Here is a 20,962-nt window from a genome sequence, read left to right on the forward strand (position 1 = left end):
ATAGGGGTTCAGTTGGGGTGGATTCAGTCTTCTCAAGGGGCAAACTTGCGGTTCTGGACAACGCGCAGACGGTAGTAGCGGTCCAGGCTGTAGTTCGGGTTGGCAAACTCGGAGGAGCTGGCCATGTCGGGCATGTTCCGGTCGCCCGGGTCGATGTAGCGCTCAAAGATCGAGGACCCGCGCTGCTCTGCGGCCACTTGGTCCTTCTCCTCGTCCCACACGGCAGGCTCCGTGCTGCGGGCCTTGCGCAGGAGCTGCACCTTGTAATGCACCTGGAAGACGTTGGACTTGGTCGTCAGGCGTGGGTAGATGTCGTTGTAGGGGCTCTCACGCGCATTGTCTCCTGTCAGCGTCATCTTGCGCCACCAGAGCACCGAGCTGGAATAGGTGGGTGCCGCAGGAGCATTGGGGTGGTACGTCGCCCCCTTGAGCGCGGAGGGAACCAGGAAGATGTCGCACACTTCAGAGGCCGAGCGAAAGACGTCCCCCGCCTGGAAGCGCATTTCAAAACCGCGCAGCGTTCCCGTGGTGGCATCCAGATTGATGTCATAGCGGAAGTCGTACGGGCACTTGTTGAGTCCTTTGTAGTTGTCCGAATTTCCCAGCGTCTTGTCTGCGGCCAGGTCGGGCGGCAGGGCGGTGATGCGGGTGTTCTTCAACACCGCATGCAGACCGGTGCGACGCTTGATGTAGCGGAAGGGGTAAATCTCCGTGTTCATGTTGATTTTGCCTCCCGTGGAAAAGGGTTCGCTAATGGCACCAGGTTCCGCCACTGGCATCCAGAACCAGTCCAGATACAGATGATCCTTGGGCGAACCGAAACCGAAGTGATCCTGCACCGTCGGGTTCGCGGTAGAACTCGTCTGGCGGGAGGCCGGGTTCGCACAGAACAGAAGTGTCTGCCAGGGACGCGCCGCCTTTACCCCCGTGGGCAGTGCGCCCAACATGACGGGCGAGGAAATCTGGCGGTTGGGAGTAAAATTCGTTCCGGTGTCATCACTATTGTCGTAGCCGTAGGAGTAGTAGCCTCCGCCATTGTACTTGAAACTTGCAAGGATGGGGAATCGGAGGAAGGGACCGTCGCTGAAAATGCCCACCCCCGTTTCCCAGTCTCCCGGGCGGGTGTCAGCGTTCAAGGCCGCCGTCAGCCCCTTCGGAACAATCGGTACAGCGCTCGGCCCATACTTGATACCAGAGACAAGGTAACCGGCACGGGAGATATTGGTGGGGCGAACCGAGTTGTTGCCCACCAGTGCGATGTCATTCTCCGTGGTGTTGCCCTGGGGGTTGTAGCCCACCTGACCAAGGAGGTTCCAGCGATCCTCACGCAGCGAGCAACCATCACGGTCCGCGTAGTTGGAACTGCTCCATTTGGAGTTCTTCGCAAACCAGGTGGCGGGCACCTCAGTGGTGGCGGCCAGCAGGCGGAAATCACCCTTAGAAGGTCCGGCCGGATCAAGCTGGACGGCGCGCACCACGTCTTCCTTGTTGATGAGTGTAAGACGATGATCCTTCCAGTAACCCATGCTGGTGTACAGAGGACTGCCAAACTTGCCCGCCGGGGCGGAGGGATAGTTGTAGTCACTGTTGATAGAGAGCCGGTTGAGGCGCTGGGCGAAGGTCCGCCGCATGCCCCCCTCCAGCGAGGCAGCATCCTTCGCGGTGCTGGTGTTCGCCGCATCAATGCTCGCATCGTCCATCTTCGGCCGGGGGAACACATGGGTGCCTGAAAAGTCCATTGTAAACTTCTGCACAAGCTCGCCCCCGCTCTGTGGGCTGTCAGTCACCGTGCGAAGTTCGATGGTAATCTGGCTGCCGGTAAAAGTCATCTTGGTGGCGTCGTCACCCACGGGAACGGCAATCGCATCAGAGAAGAACGGGTAGTCGTTGCTCTCGTTGATCGACGTTTTCTTCACATTTTTGAATGTGTTAAGCCCGTTCATCATGAGAACCAGGAGGTTCTGATACGCCTGGCAGGGCCCCCACCCTCCTGCAGTGGTATTGGTGCTGAGCCGGGTGGTGGCAGAGTTAAGGAAGCCAAGCGGAGTCGTGGGAGGATTCGAGGTGGAGGACAGGACCGGCCCCAGTCTGAAGCCGTCCATGCCAGTGATCTTGACGCGATATCGTGGAGACAGCTGAGGCTCCCCAGGGGCAAGGCGTAGAAAATTGAGAATCAGGAAGCACTCCACCTTGGTCACGCGATTTTGGGCATCCTTCTCGGTGCCAGTAAAAACCAGCGCGGCTTCCGTCAGCGTGGGGAATCGCCCAAAGCCCTTGTAGGCCTTGCCGTTCAGATTGAGTTGCAGCGGCACCACGTAGTTCTCCCCTGCATCCCCGCCACTCCCCGCATAGTAATATTTGGGGTCCACCGCCTTCGAAACCACGTTGGGAGCAGAGCGCACATAGTCGAATGTCTCGGTGAGAATCTGGTCTGAATCGTCACCATACTTTTGGGCAAAGTTGCCGCCGAACCCCGGGATATTCGTCTGGGCCATCTTTTGGAGATAGCTGACGATCGACCTGTTCCGGGTCATGGTGGACTCGGTGTAGTCCTTGGTCAGATAATGGGCACTGGTGAGCTGCGATGTGCCCGACGTGGTGGAACTGGCACGCTGAAGGTAGAACGGGCGTTTATTGGCCGTCGAGGCAAACGCAATCATGTTGTCCACTGCGTTGCGGTGTGCCGTGTTGAAGTTGATTGGCCAGATGGAAATGCGGGGTTTGTTGAAGAGGTTCACCTCCGGTGCCCGGCTGTGTGCGGTGAGAAAGAACCGGGTCTGGGAAAGCACTTCTGCATTGATCACGCTTTGGCCTGCATTAGACCGGGCCGGATTGAAGATGAGCTCGTCGGTGGAGGCGTAAAAGCGGTCCGAGTCCCGAGGGTTCACCCCACCCGAAGTGCCGCTGGTGGTGATGGCTGTACCGCCACGGGTGCCGCCCATCGCAACACGGGGTGCAAGTTTGTAGTAGGCCTCCAGCTGCGTAGCATACTCAGCCGCCTCCGCGGCAAGGTGCGGAGACTTGTTCATCGGCAACCAGGGGCCAAACACGGCGCTCATGCTGGTACGGGCGGGGTGGCCGGGGTAGCGGGTGAATTCGTCCCTCACCAGCAAGCTCGTGGCGTAGCCGTAGGGAGCCGTGGCCACGGAGTTCAGAGCGGCTGCATTGCCCCGTTCAATGTTGGTGTTGCCGAGGGGGAGGTCCCAGAAGGCCCCTTCACCTGCGGTATTGATGTTCACCTTGCCGGATTCATCATCCGTCCAGAAGGCGATGCGCCCCATGACGGGATTGTCAACAGTGGCTCCGGGAACCGACACCTTCAGGCCATCTGCACCGCTCGCCGTGCCCGCACTCATGGTGCCATCCTGCAGGATGTAAATCCAGCGCACCGGCATGGGCAGTGGATTGCTTGGATTGTTTCCTGATGCCGGAGCCAGCGGCAGCTTCTCCAGACCGGATCCAGAGCTTAGCAACTCAGCGCCCGCGACGCGGCTCTGTCCACCAACCGCTACCGTGTGATCCTTGAAACCCTCTGGATCCACGATTGGATACACAGGCTGAATCCCTTTCCCATTGGTATCGCGGGCAGTATAGACCGGAGCATTGAGATCGGTGAAAAGCGCCTTTTTTTCATGCCATTGATCCGGCAGTTCATCCGTGGGGTTGATGTCGGGTGCCATGCCGCCTGCGGTGGGCTGAACTTCCATTTCAGCTGCTGAGTAGAGTTTATAGGCACGATCCAGTTTCGTGCGGAGCGTGGTCGGATCCACATCCTGACCAAACACGCGGATCATTCCCGGCTGTGAAGCCCAGGTCTTGGTGCTGCCGTTGTTCTCCGTCGCCTTGCGCACCTGGGCGATGACGATGTTAAGCGGCAGGTCTGCCAGCAAGCGGGCCTCCTCCCCCTTTGCGTAAGATCCACTGGCGCGTGTCTCTGTATGCACCATGGAAAGGAACCCCGTCACCAGCAACACCAGCAGGGCGACGACGCTCAATACCATGATCAAAGCGACCCCCGACTGCCGACGGCGGATGCTCCCTGCCTTGACGAAGTTTCTTCCGGCTTCGTAAACCTTTTTTGTCGGCAGAAAAACAAACTCGAAGTTTTTCATTGTGAATCAGTGGGCGTTTCGTTAGTCTCGAAAAAATGCTGAAAATGAAATCAGCAGGCATTCCAAGCGGGGTTAAGTGGGATGAAAGCTAGGAGCATGCCGCCCGTGCCAGACAGGGCGCGGGACAGATTCGCAAATCGCGCAATCGCATTCGCGTATGACGCATCAACCGGGGACCCGAACGGAACCCTCTTCGATTCAAAAAACGCTGTTTTCCCAGGCAAAACTGGCACACAAGATTTTTCAAATAAAGGAAATAACATCTTCACACAAGAGTGGAGGAGGCATCCGCTATACCGGACATCTGAGCCGTAAAACTTCATCTTCGGGTTGTTTCTCATGGGGTCATCCGGTATTCCCGGAGGGCACTGATTGAGTCACCCGATCACACGGGATGCTCTGTCACTAGGCACATGAACCAGCATTCCCAATCCGGGTGAGGCCGGCTTCAGGCAAAATTGAACAATAAAATGCCGTCCTCTGGCGAGCCAGCTGGATTCGCGAAGCGCGCAGGATGATTCTCAAATGATGCATTAGACCTGCTGTTACACGTTGATCACACACAAGTTGTGACGGGTGCCCTTTGCGTATTTACTTTTCGACTTCTGCGGAGCAGGGCCATTCCAGCGGCCAGCGAGAGCATCAGCAAACGCCCCGGTTCGGGAACCACAGTGACAGAGATGACACCGGTCTCTGCGAGCAGGCTGGTGTCCCACTTCAAGCCGTCTGCCAGCGTGGGAAGCTCAAAGTTGCTGAAACTTCCGGTGATGCCGCCTGCGGTGACGTTGGTCCAGTCGATCAATTGCCAGGAGTCCCCTTCATTCCAGTTCAGGGCATCGGCCGAGGCGTCGTTCACCTTCAAGGTGCCGCCAAGTTGCACTGTGCCAGTGGTGTTAAACTTCAGGACATCGCTGTAGAGCTGCCCGTGTTCGCTGCCCAGGGTATCGTCCTCCTGGCCGAAGATGTCAAAGACCAGCACCCCGTTGAAAATGACGGCACCTGTGCCCGTCCCCAGATGGAGACTGAGGTCAGAGGTGAAGAGGTCATCGCCGCTGTTTCCAATACTGAGGGTGCCATTGATGGTGATGTTGGCATTCGTGGTGTTGACCGCGCCGCGTCCGGCGAGAGTCGCTCCAGATGCGATGGTGACCTGCCCCGTGCCGGTGGCACTGCCGGTGAGCGTATTCACCAGAAGCGTGCCGGCGTTGATGTTGGTGCCGCCAGAGTAGCTGTTGGCATCGTTACTAAGCTCCATCGTGCCGGCCCCGCCTTTATTCAGCGATCCCGTACTGGTGATCCTCCCGCTGATTACAAGGTCTGCATCCGAGTCTCCCGTGATATCCTGCACCGTCCAGTTGGCGGCCGACACGTGACTGACAAGAGTGCTGATCACTGAGGCGGTCTCGCTGCTTCCTGTGACCTGCCAGTTGGTGGCGTTGGAGGCTCGAACCTCGTCAATTCCATTCACGCTGCCGCCATTCTGGAGCGTCAGATTGTTGAAGTACTGCTCCTCATTCAGAGTGAGCAGACCGCCGTTGACCACGACGGAGTCCGACATGCTTGATTGGGAGCCGCCCAGGGCGTGCGCGGCGGCCACCACCAGGCCGGCCCCGGCGTTGATGGTGATGGTACCGTTTCCTACCAGACGATTCCCGCCAAAGGTGCCTCCGTTCACAGTGACGATGCCACTATTGACGATGAAACTGGTCGGCAGCAGGATGAAGGAGGAGATGGTCATGTCGCCCCCGCCGTTCTTGATCAGAGTGCCGGCACTATCCGAAGAAAACGCCCGGTCCAACGTGACAAGATCGGAGCGATTATAGACCAGCGTCCCTCCGGCCGAAACGGCGATGGCATTGGTCCCGCCCAGTACTCCGGTTGTGCCTCCCGTCCCAACGATCAATTTGCCCCCACTGACGGTGACCGTGCCAGTGTACGTGTTGGTGCCTGTCAGCACCCAGGTGCCGATGCCCGTCTTGGTCAGGGACGTTGCCCCTGTCCCGTTGTTCCCGATGACTCCTGCAAAGATGTTGTCTCCCGTATTGGTCCCGCCAAGCGTAAAGGTGCGGGCCGTGTCCGTCCCTGACAAGGTGATCGCATCCAGGGGAGAAAGGGTGAGTGTTCCCGCACCTGAGGATTCGATCCCTCCTCCTGCGGTCCCGACCGTAAAAAGACGATCGATGGAAATGCTGGAACTGCCTGCATAACGCAGTACCCCGCCATTGAGCACAAGATTGGTGGCGGCACTGGCTGACATACCGATGGAACTTGCCACTCCACCGTTGGCCAGGACGCTCACCTCCAAAGCGCCGCCTGTCACTGTGGTGATGCCGGTGTACGTATTCACGCCAGTGAGAATTTGCGTCCCCGTGCCGCTCTTGGTCAAGGCCAGCGTGCCAGCATCGAAGGTGTCATTCTCCAGCACTCCCGAGAACGTCCCGGAACCATTGCCAGCCCCCACCGTCAGGGTGCGGGTGGAAACAGCTCCGCGCACCCGACCGTTCCCCGTGAGGGCATTGATGGATTCCGCAGCGTTCAATCGGAGCACGGCAAATTCCTCAAGGTGCACATTGGAGCTGTCGTTGATCCGGTTCCCGGTGTTGATTTGAAGCAGGGTGTAGTTGTCTGTAGTGCCACTTTTGATCACCCAGTTGCCTGCGAATCCGTTGGCGTCCCCGCTCAGGATGACCCGATTGCCTGCCTGCCCTTTACCAACCAGGGTGCTGGTCACGTTGGCCGGTTGGACCATGCCATTTTCCACCGTGATGGTGAGCCCCGCAGCCCCGGTAATGGCACCGGAGAAGGTGGTGTTGTCGTGGGCACCGGAACGGAGGATGACGTCATCGTTCAGAGTGATCGAACCGCTGAAGGCTCCCGACCGCGTCACCACGTTGGCGGTAGAACCCAGCGTGCCAATTACGGCAGTGGTGCCGACAGCCACCGGACCGATGTTGATCGCGTTTGTCATTGTGATGTTTGAGCCGGCCCCTATGGGGTCGATGAAAAGCTCAAGGGCACCGACGGCGGTTGAGCCATCTCCCAAGGTCACCGTCCCCGAACCAAGTGCCGTCGCGCTGAGGGCCACCACCCGCCCCTGGCGAATCAACGTGCCGCCTGTATAGGTGTTCGGCCCTGTGAACGTCGCCGTTGAAGCACCCGATTTGAGAACCGAGGTGATTCCCGAGATGAAGTTCCCCGTGCTGCCCGTAAAGGTGTAGTTCTTGGAGTTGGAATCGATGACCACTGTAGCCGGCCGCAGTTCACCAGTCAGCACGATGTCGGTGGCAGTCCCCGTTTCATCAAAGGTGACCACATCTCCCCAATAGAAGGCATCAGCCTCGGAGGCATTCCACCGGTTGACTCCCCCGCCCACCTGCCATTGGCCACCACTGGTTCCATTCCAAACAAGGGTCTTGGTGTCGAGATCCATCGTGACCGTGCCCAAAGTATCCACCAGACTGAAGGAACGATAGTTTAGCTGCCCGGCAAAAGTCAGATTGCCCAGTCCGGTCAACGTTCCACCATAGGTGAACAAGGTGATCGGTTGCCCCACGACAGTGGCCGGGACGGTGAACTCAAGAGCCACAGTTCCATTAAATGCCACATTGCCTGCTACGCTCAACGATCCTCCAGTGACCGGATTCACCTGAAACACCGTCCCGGCCACACTGCCCATCACAAGGCTTCCAATCGAACCCTCTCCACCGAACACCGCCCCATCTGAGACATTGATGGCGGCCGACTGATGTCCCCCGGTCACAAGCAGGGTGCCAGTAGTGTGGGAGATCGTGCCAGAGTAAGTGCCGGTGCCGGAGAGCACAGTCGTGCCAGCCCCGGTTTTGGAAACCGCTCCTGTGCCAGTGAGTCCAGCTGCAATGGTCTGGGTGCCAGACGCAGCGCTGAAGGTCAACACCCCGCCGCCAGCTGAATCAGACACTTGAATCCGTCCAGCTCCGTCAATCGACATTGATAGAGTCACTTGAAACCCATTGGTATCCACCGTGGAAACAGTGTCTGCGACCGTTGACATGGTGGCAGACCAAGTCGATGCAGCCGTCGCTTTCATGATGCCTCCAGACAGGTAGATAACATCCGTAACATTGCCCGCCGCAGTGCCCCCTGCGCCGATCTCCACCACCCCATTGTTCAGGACCGTCAGGGTGTTCACCGATGCGGCGTCGGGTGAACGGATGTCCAGTTGAATTCCAAACGCCTTCAATGTCGCGGTTCCGGTTCCACCGCCCACGGTCATGGTCCCAAGGCCATCCCACCCCACGTTGATGAATCGGTCCGATCCAGAATTCGCGGAAAGTGCCGTAGCATCCAGTATTCCCCCGGAAAGATTATACACGCTCCCCGGATTGCTGCCATTGGACCAATGCCCCACCCTAAAGCCGCTGCTGCCACTCAAGACGGTCACGAGGCCACCAGTTTGATTGACCGTACCGGAGTTGTTGGAATTCGCGCCGATGTTAAAGAACAAGGTGGTCAACGATGAGCCAGCCCCGATGTTGAGGGTGCCTCGATTGGTGGCCGATTGAAGCCCCATGATCACGGAATTCACCACCACATCCGTGCCGCTCAGCATGTTGACGGTCCCACCAGAAACTTTGAAGGTCCCCAGCGCCGTGCTCGACCCGATGTCCAGATCGAGATTCAACACCGCCGAGGCGTCGGTTGGGTTGTATTCGAGAACCGATCCCGCGGCGCCGAAGATGATGCTCGTGGGGAGGATAGCGGAGGCGCTCGTCACGTCTGTGCGGCGGATGTAGAGACTGGAAGTTCCATTGATGGTGATGGAAGTGGCTTCATTAAGCGACCCCAGATTGCCATTGTTTCCTACAGACAGGGTTCCCCCACTGACGACCACCTCACCTTTCACCGAAGTATTGGTTTCTATGACCAAATTGCCCGCCAGATTGCTGAGGATTCCCGTATAGCCAGCAAGATTGCCGGTCAGGATCAGCCGACCGGTGTCCGTATGGTTCAATGCCCCGTTCCCGCTCAATGTCCCGGAGAGAGTGAGGGTGCTGGAGCCGTAGTTGCGAATCGTCCCGCCGGTTGATCCGACGACAATGTTGTTTGCAAGCGTGAGCGCACCACTGACCGTGTGCAAAATCCCCCCTCCATTAGTCAGAGTGACAGCATTGTTTGCCAGCGAATTGACGGAGGTGACCTCGACCAGGCCACCGGTGATAGCAATCCCCCCCGTGAGTCCACTGTTGTCGCCGCTGAGCACCAGCCGGGCGCTGTTCCCCCCGCCACTGGCAGTGAGGTTCCCGTGAGCATTGATGCTGAGCCCGCCAGTGCCGGTCAAGTTGCTGCCAATAGTCATCACCCTCGAGTTCGTGGTGCCAACCGCAGAGGAGTCGATGATGCCCAACAGGGACCCAAAGGCGATCGTTCCTCCTGTGAGCGTCAGGTTGTTGGCCCAAGTGGCACCAAAGGTGATGGACGTGGGCGCGACCACACTGGTCACCGTGATGCTTGTGTCCGTTGTATTGTTAAACAATGCGGCATTCCCGTTGACCCAGGAAGAAAGCACCGTCCCGCTGTCCACGAACCAGTTGGCATCGCCCGTCGTGCTCCAGTTATTGGTCGCCCCGCCGGTCTGCCAGGTGTAGGTCGCGGCCTTCAGCGGCATGGCGGGATCAGAGGTAAAAAGCAAAGCTGCCAATATTCCCGCAAACTGGAAATATCTTCCTGCATACCGGAAAACGAAGTCACGACTAAGGGATTTCTTCATGCTGGGGGGGCGTCGTGGTGAAAGGGTCAGTTGCCAGCTTGCGCCACGCAGGTCCTCATCCTACCCAGAAAGCAGGAGCAGGACCGAGCATGCTTGGGAGCAAGTTGGAGTGCGGAATGGGGCATCACGACGAGTCCAATGAACGCTATAAGCGTGCCCTGCCCTGCACCTCACGCTTCGCATTGAACGCACTCGCATTCCCGGATCGCGCACGTCGAACAACCCCCACCCCGTTAGGTCTATGGCGAAAACCGACGCTGGGCCACCACCCGGTATCGGTAATAGGAATCAACATTGAACTCCGGCTTCCCGAATCCCGCCGGGCTGGCCAGGTCCGGCATTTCGCGGTCTCCTGGATCGAGGTACCGCTCAAAGGTCGCCGCGCCCCGTTGTTCACCAGCCACCTGATCCAGCGCCTCATCCCAGACATCAGGCCCGGTGCTGCGCGCCTTCTTCAGAAGCTGGACCTTGTAGTGCACCTGGTACACATTCGACTTTGTCGTGAGCCGGGGGTAGATCTGGCCGTACGGTGCCTCACGCGTGTTGTCGCCGGTGAGTTCAAAGGCGTCCACCTTGGCCGGGTCCCCCGTCCACCATTCCATGATCTTGTCTGCATTCATGAGAGCGGTGCGATTGGTGGCTTCCGGAGGATAGGGGATGTAGGGGTCCGGGCACATCTTCGGGATGAGGAAGACGCTACAGATCTCCGAAGCCGAACGAAAAACATCGCCCTGCACGCCAAAACGCCGCTCAAATGCCGCCAGCGTGCCGTCCACGGCGCTCAGGTTGATGTCATAGCGGGACTGGAAAGGTGCCTGATCCCGACCGCCTTTGTAGTTTGAAGCCTTGTTGAACCACGGCCAGCCACCCGGCTTGGCAGGCTGGTCATAGGAGCCACCACTGCCGGGAAGAGCAGCCATCCCCGTGCGCTTCATCACCGCATGCAGGCCCGTACGGCGCTTAATGTAGCGAAACGGCAAGATGTCGTAGTTCATGTTGATCTTTCCCGCCGTGGAAAACGGCTCGCTGATGGGGTAGGGTTCGACCACAGGCATCCAGAAGAAATCCAGCAGCAGATGGTCTGGCGGTGTGGCAAAACCCGTGTGGTCAGACGCCAACCCCCTGTTGGAAGAGGCACTGGAACGACCCGCGGGATTGGGGCAAAAAAGCAACGTCTCCCAAGGCCGGTCCAGATCGGGACTGTCCGGCACCACGCCGGAGGGAAGGGAACCAAACTGCACGGCCGATGCCGTCTGGCGGTTGGGCGAAAAATTGATTCCTCGATCCCCGCTGGCCGTGTTGTGGGAAGAGGTGGCCCGGCCATAGTACCCGCCGGCGTCATTGGAGTAGCCCACCGTGAGGTTGGCCGCGTCCTCATCCGGCTTGTTGACATAGGGACCATCCTCGACGTTTCCAAATCCATTGTCCCAGTCGCCCGCTTTGCCGTCGATTCTGGCGGCGTAGTCCACCCCGCGTGCCACCACCGGCGCAGAGTCCCTGTACATCAGAAACTGGTCACTGTCATCCAGGGGGGCACCACCCAGACCTCTGACCAGGCTCCCGCCGAGGCGGTACGAGGAAATGCGGAAGAACGGATTCGTGGCCACCGTGCCTGCAGGATTGCCGCCGAGCGCGGCCAGGGCCGGCTCTGCCGAGTTTAAGGTGCAGAAGTGGCCGTACCACTGCCAGTCTGATGAATGCCGCAGTCCATGGGCAAAACGCGCCTCGCGGCTCCGGTAGTCGTCCACCCAGTTCACTGCGCCATTGGTCACAGTGTAGCTGCCGCTCCTCCGGAACCAGGTAGCAGGGACCTCCGTCCTGGCCGAGTAGAGGCGGAAGTCCCCTCCCGGCCGGGCGTTGTAGGCGGCCTCCATGGACCGGACGCAGTCCCCCGGACGGATCAGCCAGGCATAGTAGTTGTTGGGGGATTCCGCCAGACGTTTATCCAGATTGAGCTCCCGCGCATCCACGAGGTGGGAGGATGTCACCTTCCCTCCGGCCAACACGGGCGTTCCGTATTTTGTACCCTCGATGTAGGCGTATGGCGCAGGAATCGCAGGAGCGCTGTCAAAGGACATGTGAATGCGTTGAATTTCCTCGCCCCCATCAGGCGTCCGGATGCTGATTTCCAACGCCCCGCCTTGCAAGGGCATGTTCCGCAGGAGGTTGTTGGCCGGAGCGGGCACGGTCAGCGGCGTGGCACTGTGCCAGGCAAAACCGGTGTGAGGGTCGCTCTTGGAAAGGTCCCTTCGTGTGCCTCCAGAGGCCCCCTGAAAGAAAGGCTGGAACATCGCGGAATGCGCTGTGTTGTGGCCCGTGCCCGGACCACTCCCGATGACGGTCTTCAAGACCACCCGCGACACACTCCCAAGTTCCGGGTTGCTGGCGTTGGCCGGAAACGCCAGGGATTGGCCATTCACCTTCACATCACACTTCACATCCACCGCCAGATACGGGCTGGTGGCCGGATTGCCGATCATGGGAGTGAAGAACTCCAGCACCAGGAAGGCCTTCATCTCACTCGCGGCAAAGGCCCATCGGTCAGTGCCTCCGGGCACACTGACTTTCACGTCTGGAACCCCCGGATTGCTTTCTGTGGCTCCAGCGATGGTGGCAGTGGGATAGAAGACCAGGGCGGCTTCTGTGACCGTGATGCAGCGCCCAAACCCTTTGGTCTTGGCCCCCACCCGCAAGGGCACCACCTGGGATTCCCCCGCTGCGAGCACTGGATATCCGGGGAACGCTCTCGGCGGCGCGTAGCAGTAGGTGGTTTCACTTCCCGGCCCACCACTGGGAACCTGCACCGCATAGGTGTTCAGTCCGGAGCGGATGTGATCGACCATTTCCGTAAGGATCTGGTCCCGCCGGCCGCCGGCCTCCTCGTATTTCTCTGTGAACTTGCCACCAAATCCCGGGATCGCATGGGAGGTCAATGCCTGTAAGTAGGCGTAGAGTTCCTGGTTCCGGGAGATGGTCCAGTCCAGGGTGGTGCTGAGGGCGCTGCCGTGCCCCTTCGACGCGTCGGCCTGCCCCTTCTGATGGGACGACAGTCGCTGGAAGTAAAAAGGATGCAGATTCCCCCCATGAGCCGTCCCCGTCTGGGAACAGAACCCAATGAGCTTGTCCAGGATGTTCCGGTCCGCCAGATCCTTTTGCACCGGCCATAAGGCGATTCTTGGCTTGTTGAACAGGTTCACTTCCGGTGCCCGGCTGTGGGCGGTGAGAAGGAAGCGCACCCGGTCCAGCGCCTCATTGCTGAGCGGATTGGCCGTCGGCTGAGCTGCGCGGGAGGCCTGAAAGACCAACTCATCCACACTGGCATACAGACGGTCGCGGTCCGGGGTTGGCACGGCCGGCAGCGCCACCTGGGTGCCGTTCTGCCAGATGTTTACAGGGTTCAGTCCGCCCTCAGTGGGCCCCTGGACAATTCGGGGACTCAGGCGCAGGTAGGTCTCCAGGCCTGCTTTCAGCGCTGTGTAGTTTCCTGGCTCCTTTTTGTTCCCGCTCTGCGGGATGAAGTAGTTGGGCATCCGGGTCTGGTTGATGTACCCCAGCCCAATCCATGGATCCAGCACCGCGCTCAGGCACGTGGTGGCCGGGTGGCCCGGATAGCGGTTAAACTCGTTGCGCACCGGCTGTCGATTGGCAAACAGGTCGGCATCCACCCAGCCCGTGGTTCTGGGAACATCCCAGTACATCCCCTCGGACGCCGTATTGATGTTCACTTTGCAGCTCTCATCATCCGCCCAGAAAGCGATGCGCCCCACCACCCCGTTGTCCACCGTGGCCCCGGTCAGCCGCACCTTTCCGGTGCCCTCATCTTCTCCGGGCAGGATGGCTCCGTTTTGCAGGACATACAGCCAGCGGACCGGCATGGGGAGGGGGTTCGCCCGGTCTCCGGAGGCCAGGGGCAGCCGCTCCAGGCCCGTCCCATTCTTGATGAGCTCCACACCTTCCACCGGTGCGTCCGGATTGGCGGGATTTACGGCGGCATCAAAGGTCCGGGGATCAACGATCGGATAGACAGGCCTGGCCGGCAGTCCGGCAGTGTCCCGCTCGGTATAGACCGGGGCGTTCAGATCAGTGAACAAGGCCGGACGCGCATGCCAGTCCCCAGGCAGCTCCTTGCTAGGGTCCATCTCCGGCGAGATCCCGTTGCCGCCTGCCACGACCTCCATGGAGGCCGCACTGTAGAGCTTGAAAGCACGGTCCAGACGCGAGCGCTGGGTGCCCGCGTCAAGGTCCTGGCCAAAGCGGCGGATCATCCCTGGTTGTGAAGTCCAGGTGTACTGGGTGCCGTTATTCTCAGTACCCTTGCGCACCTGGGCGATGACCATGTTCAACGGCATCTGAGCCAGCAGCCGGGTCTCCTCCCCCTTTGCGTAGGCCCCACCAGCCCGCGTCTCTGTGCTCACCATCATCAGAAAGCCCGTCACCAGCAACACCAGCAAGGCTACCACGCTCAAAACCAGCACCAGCGCGATGCCGCGAGAGTTCCGTCTCCCCCGCCGCACCAAAATATTCATCGTCAAATGCGCCCCACTTTGAGATGGCAGGGCATTAACAGCAAAGACGCCCACCCGGGTGGCTGCCCCTTCGGGATTGGGTTGTTGCTCCATGCGCTTCGTCTTCATAGCTTCCTATGAGTGCTAAGATTTTGCCTCAGGTCCCGCACCTGTTGCGCCCTGCCCCCTTGACTCCTTGTCCCCACATTGAGCAAAACGTCTCTCCTGACCCAGTGCCAGGAATCGCACGCATTTCAGGGACATTCTTCACCTTGAAGGGTGGCACCAAGCCTGGCTGTATGCCTTATCCGTACCAAATGGCATAAGTCTTGATTCGCAATTCACGCAATGAAGTTCCTACAACGCGCAGAAGATTCGGCACATGTCGCAGGCACCCGACCGCGCGCGACAATGGCTCCCCTCCCCCGCGGTCGGACCCTCAAGCACAAGCCCGTGATTTTCATGGCGCTGAGCTTCTACGACGCCTCACTCCACGATGGCATTGCTCAGTGGGTTAGAGAAAATGACTGGGAACTGGATGTTTCAAACTTTCCGGTGCTGATGCGTCCTCCCACGGTGAAGTGCGATGGCATTTTGACCACCATTACCCGCCCCGAAACGCTGGAGTGGTTGAAGCCCTACGATTGTCCGATGGTACGAATGCTGATCGCCCCCACCCCAGAACTGGAGGAGGCGTCCGGACATATTCCCCTGGTCTCAGCCGACTACGAAAGCGCTGGTCGGCTGGGCGCGAAACATCTCCTGACACTGGGGCAGCCGCACTTTGCCTTCTATCAACGGGGGGTGGGTCCGGACGTGCTGGCCATTCGCGATGGTTTTGTCGAGACCCTGAAGGCGGCTGGCAAGCAGGTGACGGTGCTCAATTTCATGGGAGATCATCCCAATCTGGATCCCTTTACCCGCGTCCCCAGGGCGGATCGCAGAGAGTGGCTGGCCCGTCGCATTCGCGCCTTGCCCAAGCCCCTGGCCATCATGGCTGAGGACGATCGCTTTGCCATTGAGGTCATGCATGCCGTCCGCGCCATGGGGCTGCGCATCCCCACGGATGTGGCCATCCTGGGCTGTGATGACAACCGGCTGGCTCTGAGTGTGTCGCCGGTCTCCATGTCCTCGGTGGACACGAACCTCCGCGGGGTGGGCTACGCGGCAGCCAGCATCCTGGCCGGTCTGATCCAGGGCAAGGAGAAACCCTCCCGCCCCATTCGCATCCCCAGCCGACGGGTGCTGGCGCGGGAGTCCACCGCCACCTACGCGGGCTCCCACCAGGGAGTGAGCGAAGCCTTGCGTTTTGTCAGGCAACATTTCCGCGAACCCCTGCAGGCCTCCCGGGTGGCCAAGCACGCCCGCATGTCCCTGAGAGGCCTTCAGAGCGCCCTGCGCCAGGAGGCCCAGCTCACCCTCAATGACGAAATCGCCCGGCTGCGGGTCACGGCGGCGAGCGAGATGCTGGAAGAAACCGACCTCAAGCTCGACTCCATCGCGGCCGATGTGGGCCTGCGGGATGCCAAGAATCTCTGTCGCGTTTTCCGCCAGCGCTACGGCATGACGCCCCAGCAGTGGCGTGCGCGCAAACAGGACGAGCCCTGACGCTCCCCTCAAGCTGACTCACGTACTCTCGTGAGTCGAAGGAGACGCCGTGCCTCCGTATAGTCGGACATGCACTGCACCCGCTGGCGTTTTCTCCTGAGCACCGCCCTCCTCGTCTTGGTGGGCAACACCGCTGCGACAGCACTGTTTGCGGAAGCTCCTGTAGATTTTGCCACGCAAATCCAGCCCTTGCTCCAACAGCACTGCCTGGACTGCCATGGCCCGGAAAAACAGCGCGGAGGTCTGCGCCTGGACGGTCGGGACAAGGCCCTCCGGGGCGGGGACGAGCACGGTGCCGCCATCTTGCCAGGCAATGGCCAGGAAAGCCCCCTCTACCACCTGGCCAGTGGCAAGGATCCCGATCTGAAAATGCCTCCCAAAGGGCCTGCCCTGAGTGCGACCGAGTTGGCCTTGTTAAAGAGCTGGATTGATGCCGGTGCCCTGTGGCCTGCCGATGACAAGACGCCCGCTGACCCTGCGAAGACTCACTGGGCCTACCAGCCCCTTCCTCCTTCGGCAGCACCCTCGCCGAAGCAAGAATCGCCCACCATCCTCGATCAGTTCATCGCCACCCAGTTGGAGCAACATCAACTCCGACGCGCTCCTGAGGCAGACCGCCGCACGCTGATTCGAAGGCTGAGCTTCGATCTGGTGGGTCTGCCCCCCTCCCCGGAGGAGGTCGCCCAGTTTGTGGCCGATCCCGATCCTCTCGCCTACGACCGGCTGGTGGAGCGACTCCTCGCCTCCCCACGTTATGGAGAACGCTGGGCGCGCCACTGGCTGGACGTTGTGCGTTTTGCGGAAAGTGACGGATTCGAAAAGAATACTCCCCGCCCGGAAGCCTGGCCCTACCGGGACTACGTGATCAGGGCGTTCAACGCAGACCGACCCTACAACCAGTTCATCCGCGAGCAATTGGCGGGAGACGTGCTGGGCGCGGATGAGGCTACAGGATTTATTGTCGGAGGTCCCACGGACACCGTGCGCAGCCCGGATCCGGTGCTCACCGCGCAACAGCGGGCAGATGATCTCAATGACATGGTGGCCACGACCGGCAGCACCTTCCTGGGGCTCACCATCGGCTGTGCCCGGTGCCACAGCCATAAGTTCGATCCCGTCACCCACTCGGACTACCATGCCATGGCTGCGATGTTCGCGGGCGTGCGGCACGGCACGCGACCGGTAGCAGGGCCCGACCACGAAATGCGGCTGGCACGCGCGGCCAAGATTCGTGAGGAACTCGCCCCTGTTGTTTCCCAGCTCAACCACTTTGAACCCGTAGCCTTTGCCGGGCGCACGGTGGTGATCCCCCCGGACGACGCGACACGGGTGGTGAAGCTGAAGCCTTCCAATGCGCAACGCACCAAGTACGAGGCAGGACCTGGACGCGGAGAAAACGCCTATCCCGGGGACAACCAGAACCCACCCACACTGGCAGACGGCTATTGGGTCTGGCTGGGGGACAACGCGGCGGGCAAGGTGCTGGCGTGGCAGCCCCAGGTGCAGGGTCGATTTCGCATCTGGGTCTCCTGGGGGTCCGGCTATCGCAGCCATGACGAAGACGCGCGCTACCTTCTCGACCATGATGGCAGGCTGGACACGACGCACGATCAGAAGGAAATCGCCAGGGCTGACCACCGCAAATTTGCCGACGGCACCGGCACCATGCCCAACCGCAAGCTCTGGAGCGGGTTCAAGGACATTGGCGTCCACGACCTGGAGACCGCTTCCAAACTGGTCCTGAGCGTCGGCGGTGATTCAGGCTATCCCACGATGGACATGCTGGTGCTGCAGGAGGAGCCCTCGCCACAGGACCGGCCTGCCTTGAGGTTGCCCGTGAGCCGGAGGGCAAATGTGGAACGCTTTTCCGCGATCGAGGCCGGCTTCGTCCGATTCACGGTCGAGGAAACCACCCAACTGCAACCCTGCCTTGACGAGCTGGAAGTCTTCAGCGCCGGACCAGATTCCCGCAATGTGGCCCTGGCCTCTGCAGGAGCCACGGCCACCTCCTCCAGCACCCTTCCCGGCTATGCCATCCATCAGCTCAAACACGTGAACGATGGCCTGTACGGGAATGATCACAGCTGGATCTCCAATGAAAACGGCCGGGGCTGGGTGCAGCTGAAACTGGCGAAGCCCACCCGTATCGACCGGGTGGTGTGGAGCCGGGACCGCGAGAACGTCCCCCGCTACAATGACCGGCTGCCCACGAAGTACCGGGTGGAGGTCTCTCTGGACGGCACCGCCTGGACCCGTGTGGCCGGACACGAAGACCGCCTGCCGCAGACTTTAAAGCTGACGGCCGGCACCCTCGCCACCAGCACCGGACTCCCTGTGGCGGAAGCGGCCAGATTTCAGAAGCTTCAGGCTCAAAGGAAACAACTGGAGAAAGCCATCACCGAGGCAGAGACCGCTCCCGTGGTGTACGCCGGGATCTTCGGCAAACCGGGTGAAACCCGTCGCTTCCAGCGTGGCGACGTCACACAACCCCGTGAAGAAGTCGCGCCAGGCGTGGTCACCGCCCTTCACCCCATTGCCCCCCTGCCCATGGACGCCCCCGATCCTCAGCGTCGCCTCGCATTGGCAGACTGGATTGTGGATCGGCAGAACCCCCTCACCGCCCGCGTGATGGCCAACCGGATCTGGCACTACCACTTCGGCACCGGCCTGGTGGACACTCCCAGTGACTTCGGCGTCAATGGGAGCCGGCCCACCCATCCTGAGCTCCTGGACTGGCTGGCGCGGGAGTTTGTAAACAATGGCTGGAGTATAAAGCACCTCCACCGGATCATTGTGCTCAGCCAGACTTACCGGCAGAGTTCATCCCCACCAGACATGGCAGCGGGCATGGCACGCGATGCTCAAACCCGGCTGCTCTGGAGATTCCCACCCCGCCGGCTTGAGGCGGAAGTCTTGCGGGACACCATCCTCTCTGCCAGCAACAAGCTGAGCCTGCGCATGGGCGGGCCTGGTTTCGACCTCTTTGAGCCCAACACCAACTACGTGAAGGTGTACAACTCCAAATCAGAGTTCGGCCCCGACGACTTCCGCCGCATGATCTACCAGCACAAGCCCCGCGTGCAGTTGGACAATGTCTTCGGCGCCTTTGACTGCCCGGACGCAGGGCAGATCGCCCCCCGGCGCAATGTCTCCACCACGCCGCTTCAGGCCCTGAGCCTGCTCAACAGCACCTTCGCGCTGGAACAGGCGGGCTTCTTTGCCGCACGTGTGGTCTCGGATGCAGGAAACAATCCTTCCGCACAGGTGGACCGCGCTTTTCAAGTCGCCTTCAACCGGGGGCCTTCTGTCGAAGAAGCCGCCGCAGCCACGGAGCTGGTGAGTCAACACGGCCTTCCCTCTCTCTGCCGCGCACTCATCAACTCGAATGAGTTCATCCAAATCTTTTGATCCGGCCATGCACGCCACCACGCCATCTTCAAGCCACCTTCTCAACCGTCGTTCGTTCCTGGGCACCACGCTGCACGGACTGGGAGGCATGGCCCTGGCCCACCTCCTTGCCCGGGACGGCCTTCTGGGCGCACCTTCGCCAGTGCGCCCGTTGATTGATCCCTCGAACCCATACGCCGCAAGACAACCGCACTTTGAGCCACGGGCCAAACGCTGCCTGGTCATTTTCGTGTCTGGCGCGCTCAGCCATGTCGATACGTTCGACTACAAGCCAGAGCTGGTGAAGCGGCACGATACGCCCATGCCAGCCAGCGAGAAGCTCATCACCTTCCAAGGGGAGAATGGAAACCTGATCAAGCCTCTCTGGGACTTCAAGCCGCGCGGCAAGAGCGGCAAGATGATGAGCGATCTGCTGCCCAACATCGCCGAACATGCGGATGATCTGTGCTTCATCCACTCCATGACGGGCAAGAGCAACACCCATGGTCCGGCGGAGAACCAGATGAGCACCGGTTTCACGCTGGATGGTTTCCCCGGCATGGGCTCTTGGGCCACCTATGCTCTGGGATCGGAGAATCAGGATCTGCCAGCCTTCGTGGCCATTCCCGACCCAAGAGGAGTTCCCCAGATCGGCCCCCGTCACTGGGCGTCCGGCTTCCTGCCTGCCGCCTTTCAAGGGACCTCCTTTAACGCAGACCGTCCCATTCCCCATCTGGCCCGCCCCGCCAGCATCAGTCAGGGAGCCGAGACTTCCACGCGAGATTTCCTAAACCTCATCAACCAGCGTCATCTCGCCCAGCATGCCGGTGACTCGGAGCTGTCGGCGCGCATCGCCAGCTATGAACTCGCGGCCCGCATGCAGATCGCTGCATCTGAAGTGAGCGACTTCTCCAGTGAATCAGCCGCCACCCGCAAACTCTACGGCATGGACGACCCCAACACCTCGAAGGCCGGCTTTGCCAAAAACTGCGTGCTGGCCCGGCGTCTTCTGGAGCGCGGCGTGCGGTTTGTACAGTTGTTCAACGGCAGCTACGCCATGGGAGAAGGCGTGGGCAACTGGGACGGCCACAAAGCCATTGCCACCCAGTACCCAGCTCACGCCAACATTCTCGACCAGCCCTGTGCGGCCCTGCTCAAGGACCTCAAGGCCCGCGGACTGATGGACGACACCCTGGTCGCATTCGTCACTGAATTTGGCCGCATGCCCACGTTTCAGAAGAACGCCAACGGTCGTGACCACAATCCCAAGGGCTTCACCGTGTGGCTTACCGGGGCGGGCGTGAAGAAAGCGCACAGCCATGGGGCCACAGACGACTTTGGCCACCAGGCCGTTCAAGATGTCACCACCATCTATGATCTCCATGCCACCATGCTGCACATCCTGGGGCTGGATCACGAACGGCTCAGTTTCTATCACAACGGGATCGAACGCCGCCTGACCGACGTGCATGGACACGTCATCAAGCCTGTGCTCGCCTAGCGGAGCGGCAAGACCAAGATATCCCACTGGGTCCGTCCTGCGGTAATCGGCCGCACGCTGCTCAGTCTGCAGCCCGGGCTGAGTGCTGTGGATCGCGTCCCGC

The 20,962-nt window shown here is 60.4% G+C and carries 6 protein-coding genes; 3 read left to right on the forward strand and 3 right to left on the reverse strand.

Translation table 11 applies throughout. The features are described from left to right. Positions 1-32: 32 nt before the first annotated feature. The 3 genes from vccA (VSP_RS26925) to vccA (VSP_RS26935) all read right to left on the reverse strand — a co-directional run bounded on the left by vccA (VSP_RS26925) (position 33) and on the right by vccA (VSP_RS26935) (position 14,492). Positions 33-4,112, reverse strand: a complete 4,080-nt coding sequence (gene vccA, locus VSP_RS26925) for a Verru_Chthon cassette protein A (protein WP_009964650.1) — start codon at positions 4,110-4,112, stop codon at positions 33-35. Positions 4,113-4,668: 556 nt separating this feature from the next. After that, positions 4,669-9,858: an autotransporter-associated beta strand repeat-containing protein gene (locus VSP_RS26930; protein WP_081452748.1), complete on the reverse strand. Its 5,190-nt coding sequence runs from the start codon at positions 9,856-9,858 to the stop codon at positions 4,669-4,671. A gap of 239 nt (positions 9,859-10,097) precedes the next feature. Then, the gene (gene vccA, locus VSP_RS26935; RefSeq protein WP_009964652.1) at positions 10,098-14,492 is read right to left on the reverse strand and encodes a Verru_Chthon cassette protein A; all 4,395 of its coding nucleotides are present in this window, start codon (positions 14,490-14,492) and stop codon (positions 10,098-10,100) included. A gap of 282 nt (positions 14,493-14,774) precedes the next feature. Between vccA (VSP_RS26935) and VSP_RS26940 the strand changes: the two genes are divergently transcribed. From VSP_RS26940 to VSP_RS26950, 3 genes are all read left to right on the forward strand, one after another. After that, entirely contained in the window at positions 14,775-15,971 is a 1,197-nt protein-coding gene (locus tag VSP_RS26940) for a substrate-binding domain-containing protein (protein WP_029190795.1), read from the forward strand. Positions 15,972-16,040: 69 nt separating this feature from the next. Then, positions 16,041-19,379, forward strand: a complete 3,339-nt coding sequence (locus tag VSP_RS43215) for a DUF1553 domain-containing protein (protein WP_009964655.1) — start codon at positions 16,041-16,043, stop codon at positions 19,377-19,379. A 7-nt stretch (positions 19,380-19,386) separates the two neighbouring features. Further along, positions 19,387-20,859: a DUF1501 domain-containing protein gene (locus VSP_RS26950; RefSeq protein WP_009964656.1), complete on the forward strand. Its 1,473-nt coding sequence runs from the start codon at positions 19,387-19,389 to the stop codon at positions 20,857-20,859. Positions 20,860-20,962: the final 103 nt, after the last annotated feature.

The organism is Verrucomicrobium spinosum DSM 4136 = JCM 18804 (assembly GCF_000172155.1).
Taxonomy (GTDB): domain Bacteria; phylum Verrucomicrobiota; class Verrucomicrobiia; order Verrucomicrobiales; family Verrucomicrobiaceae; genus Verrucomicrobium; species Verrucomicrobium spinosum.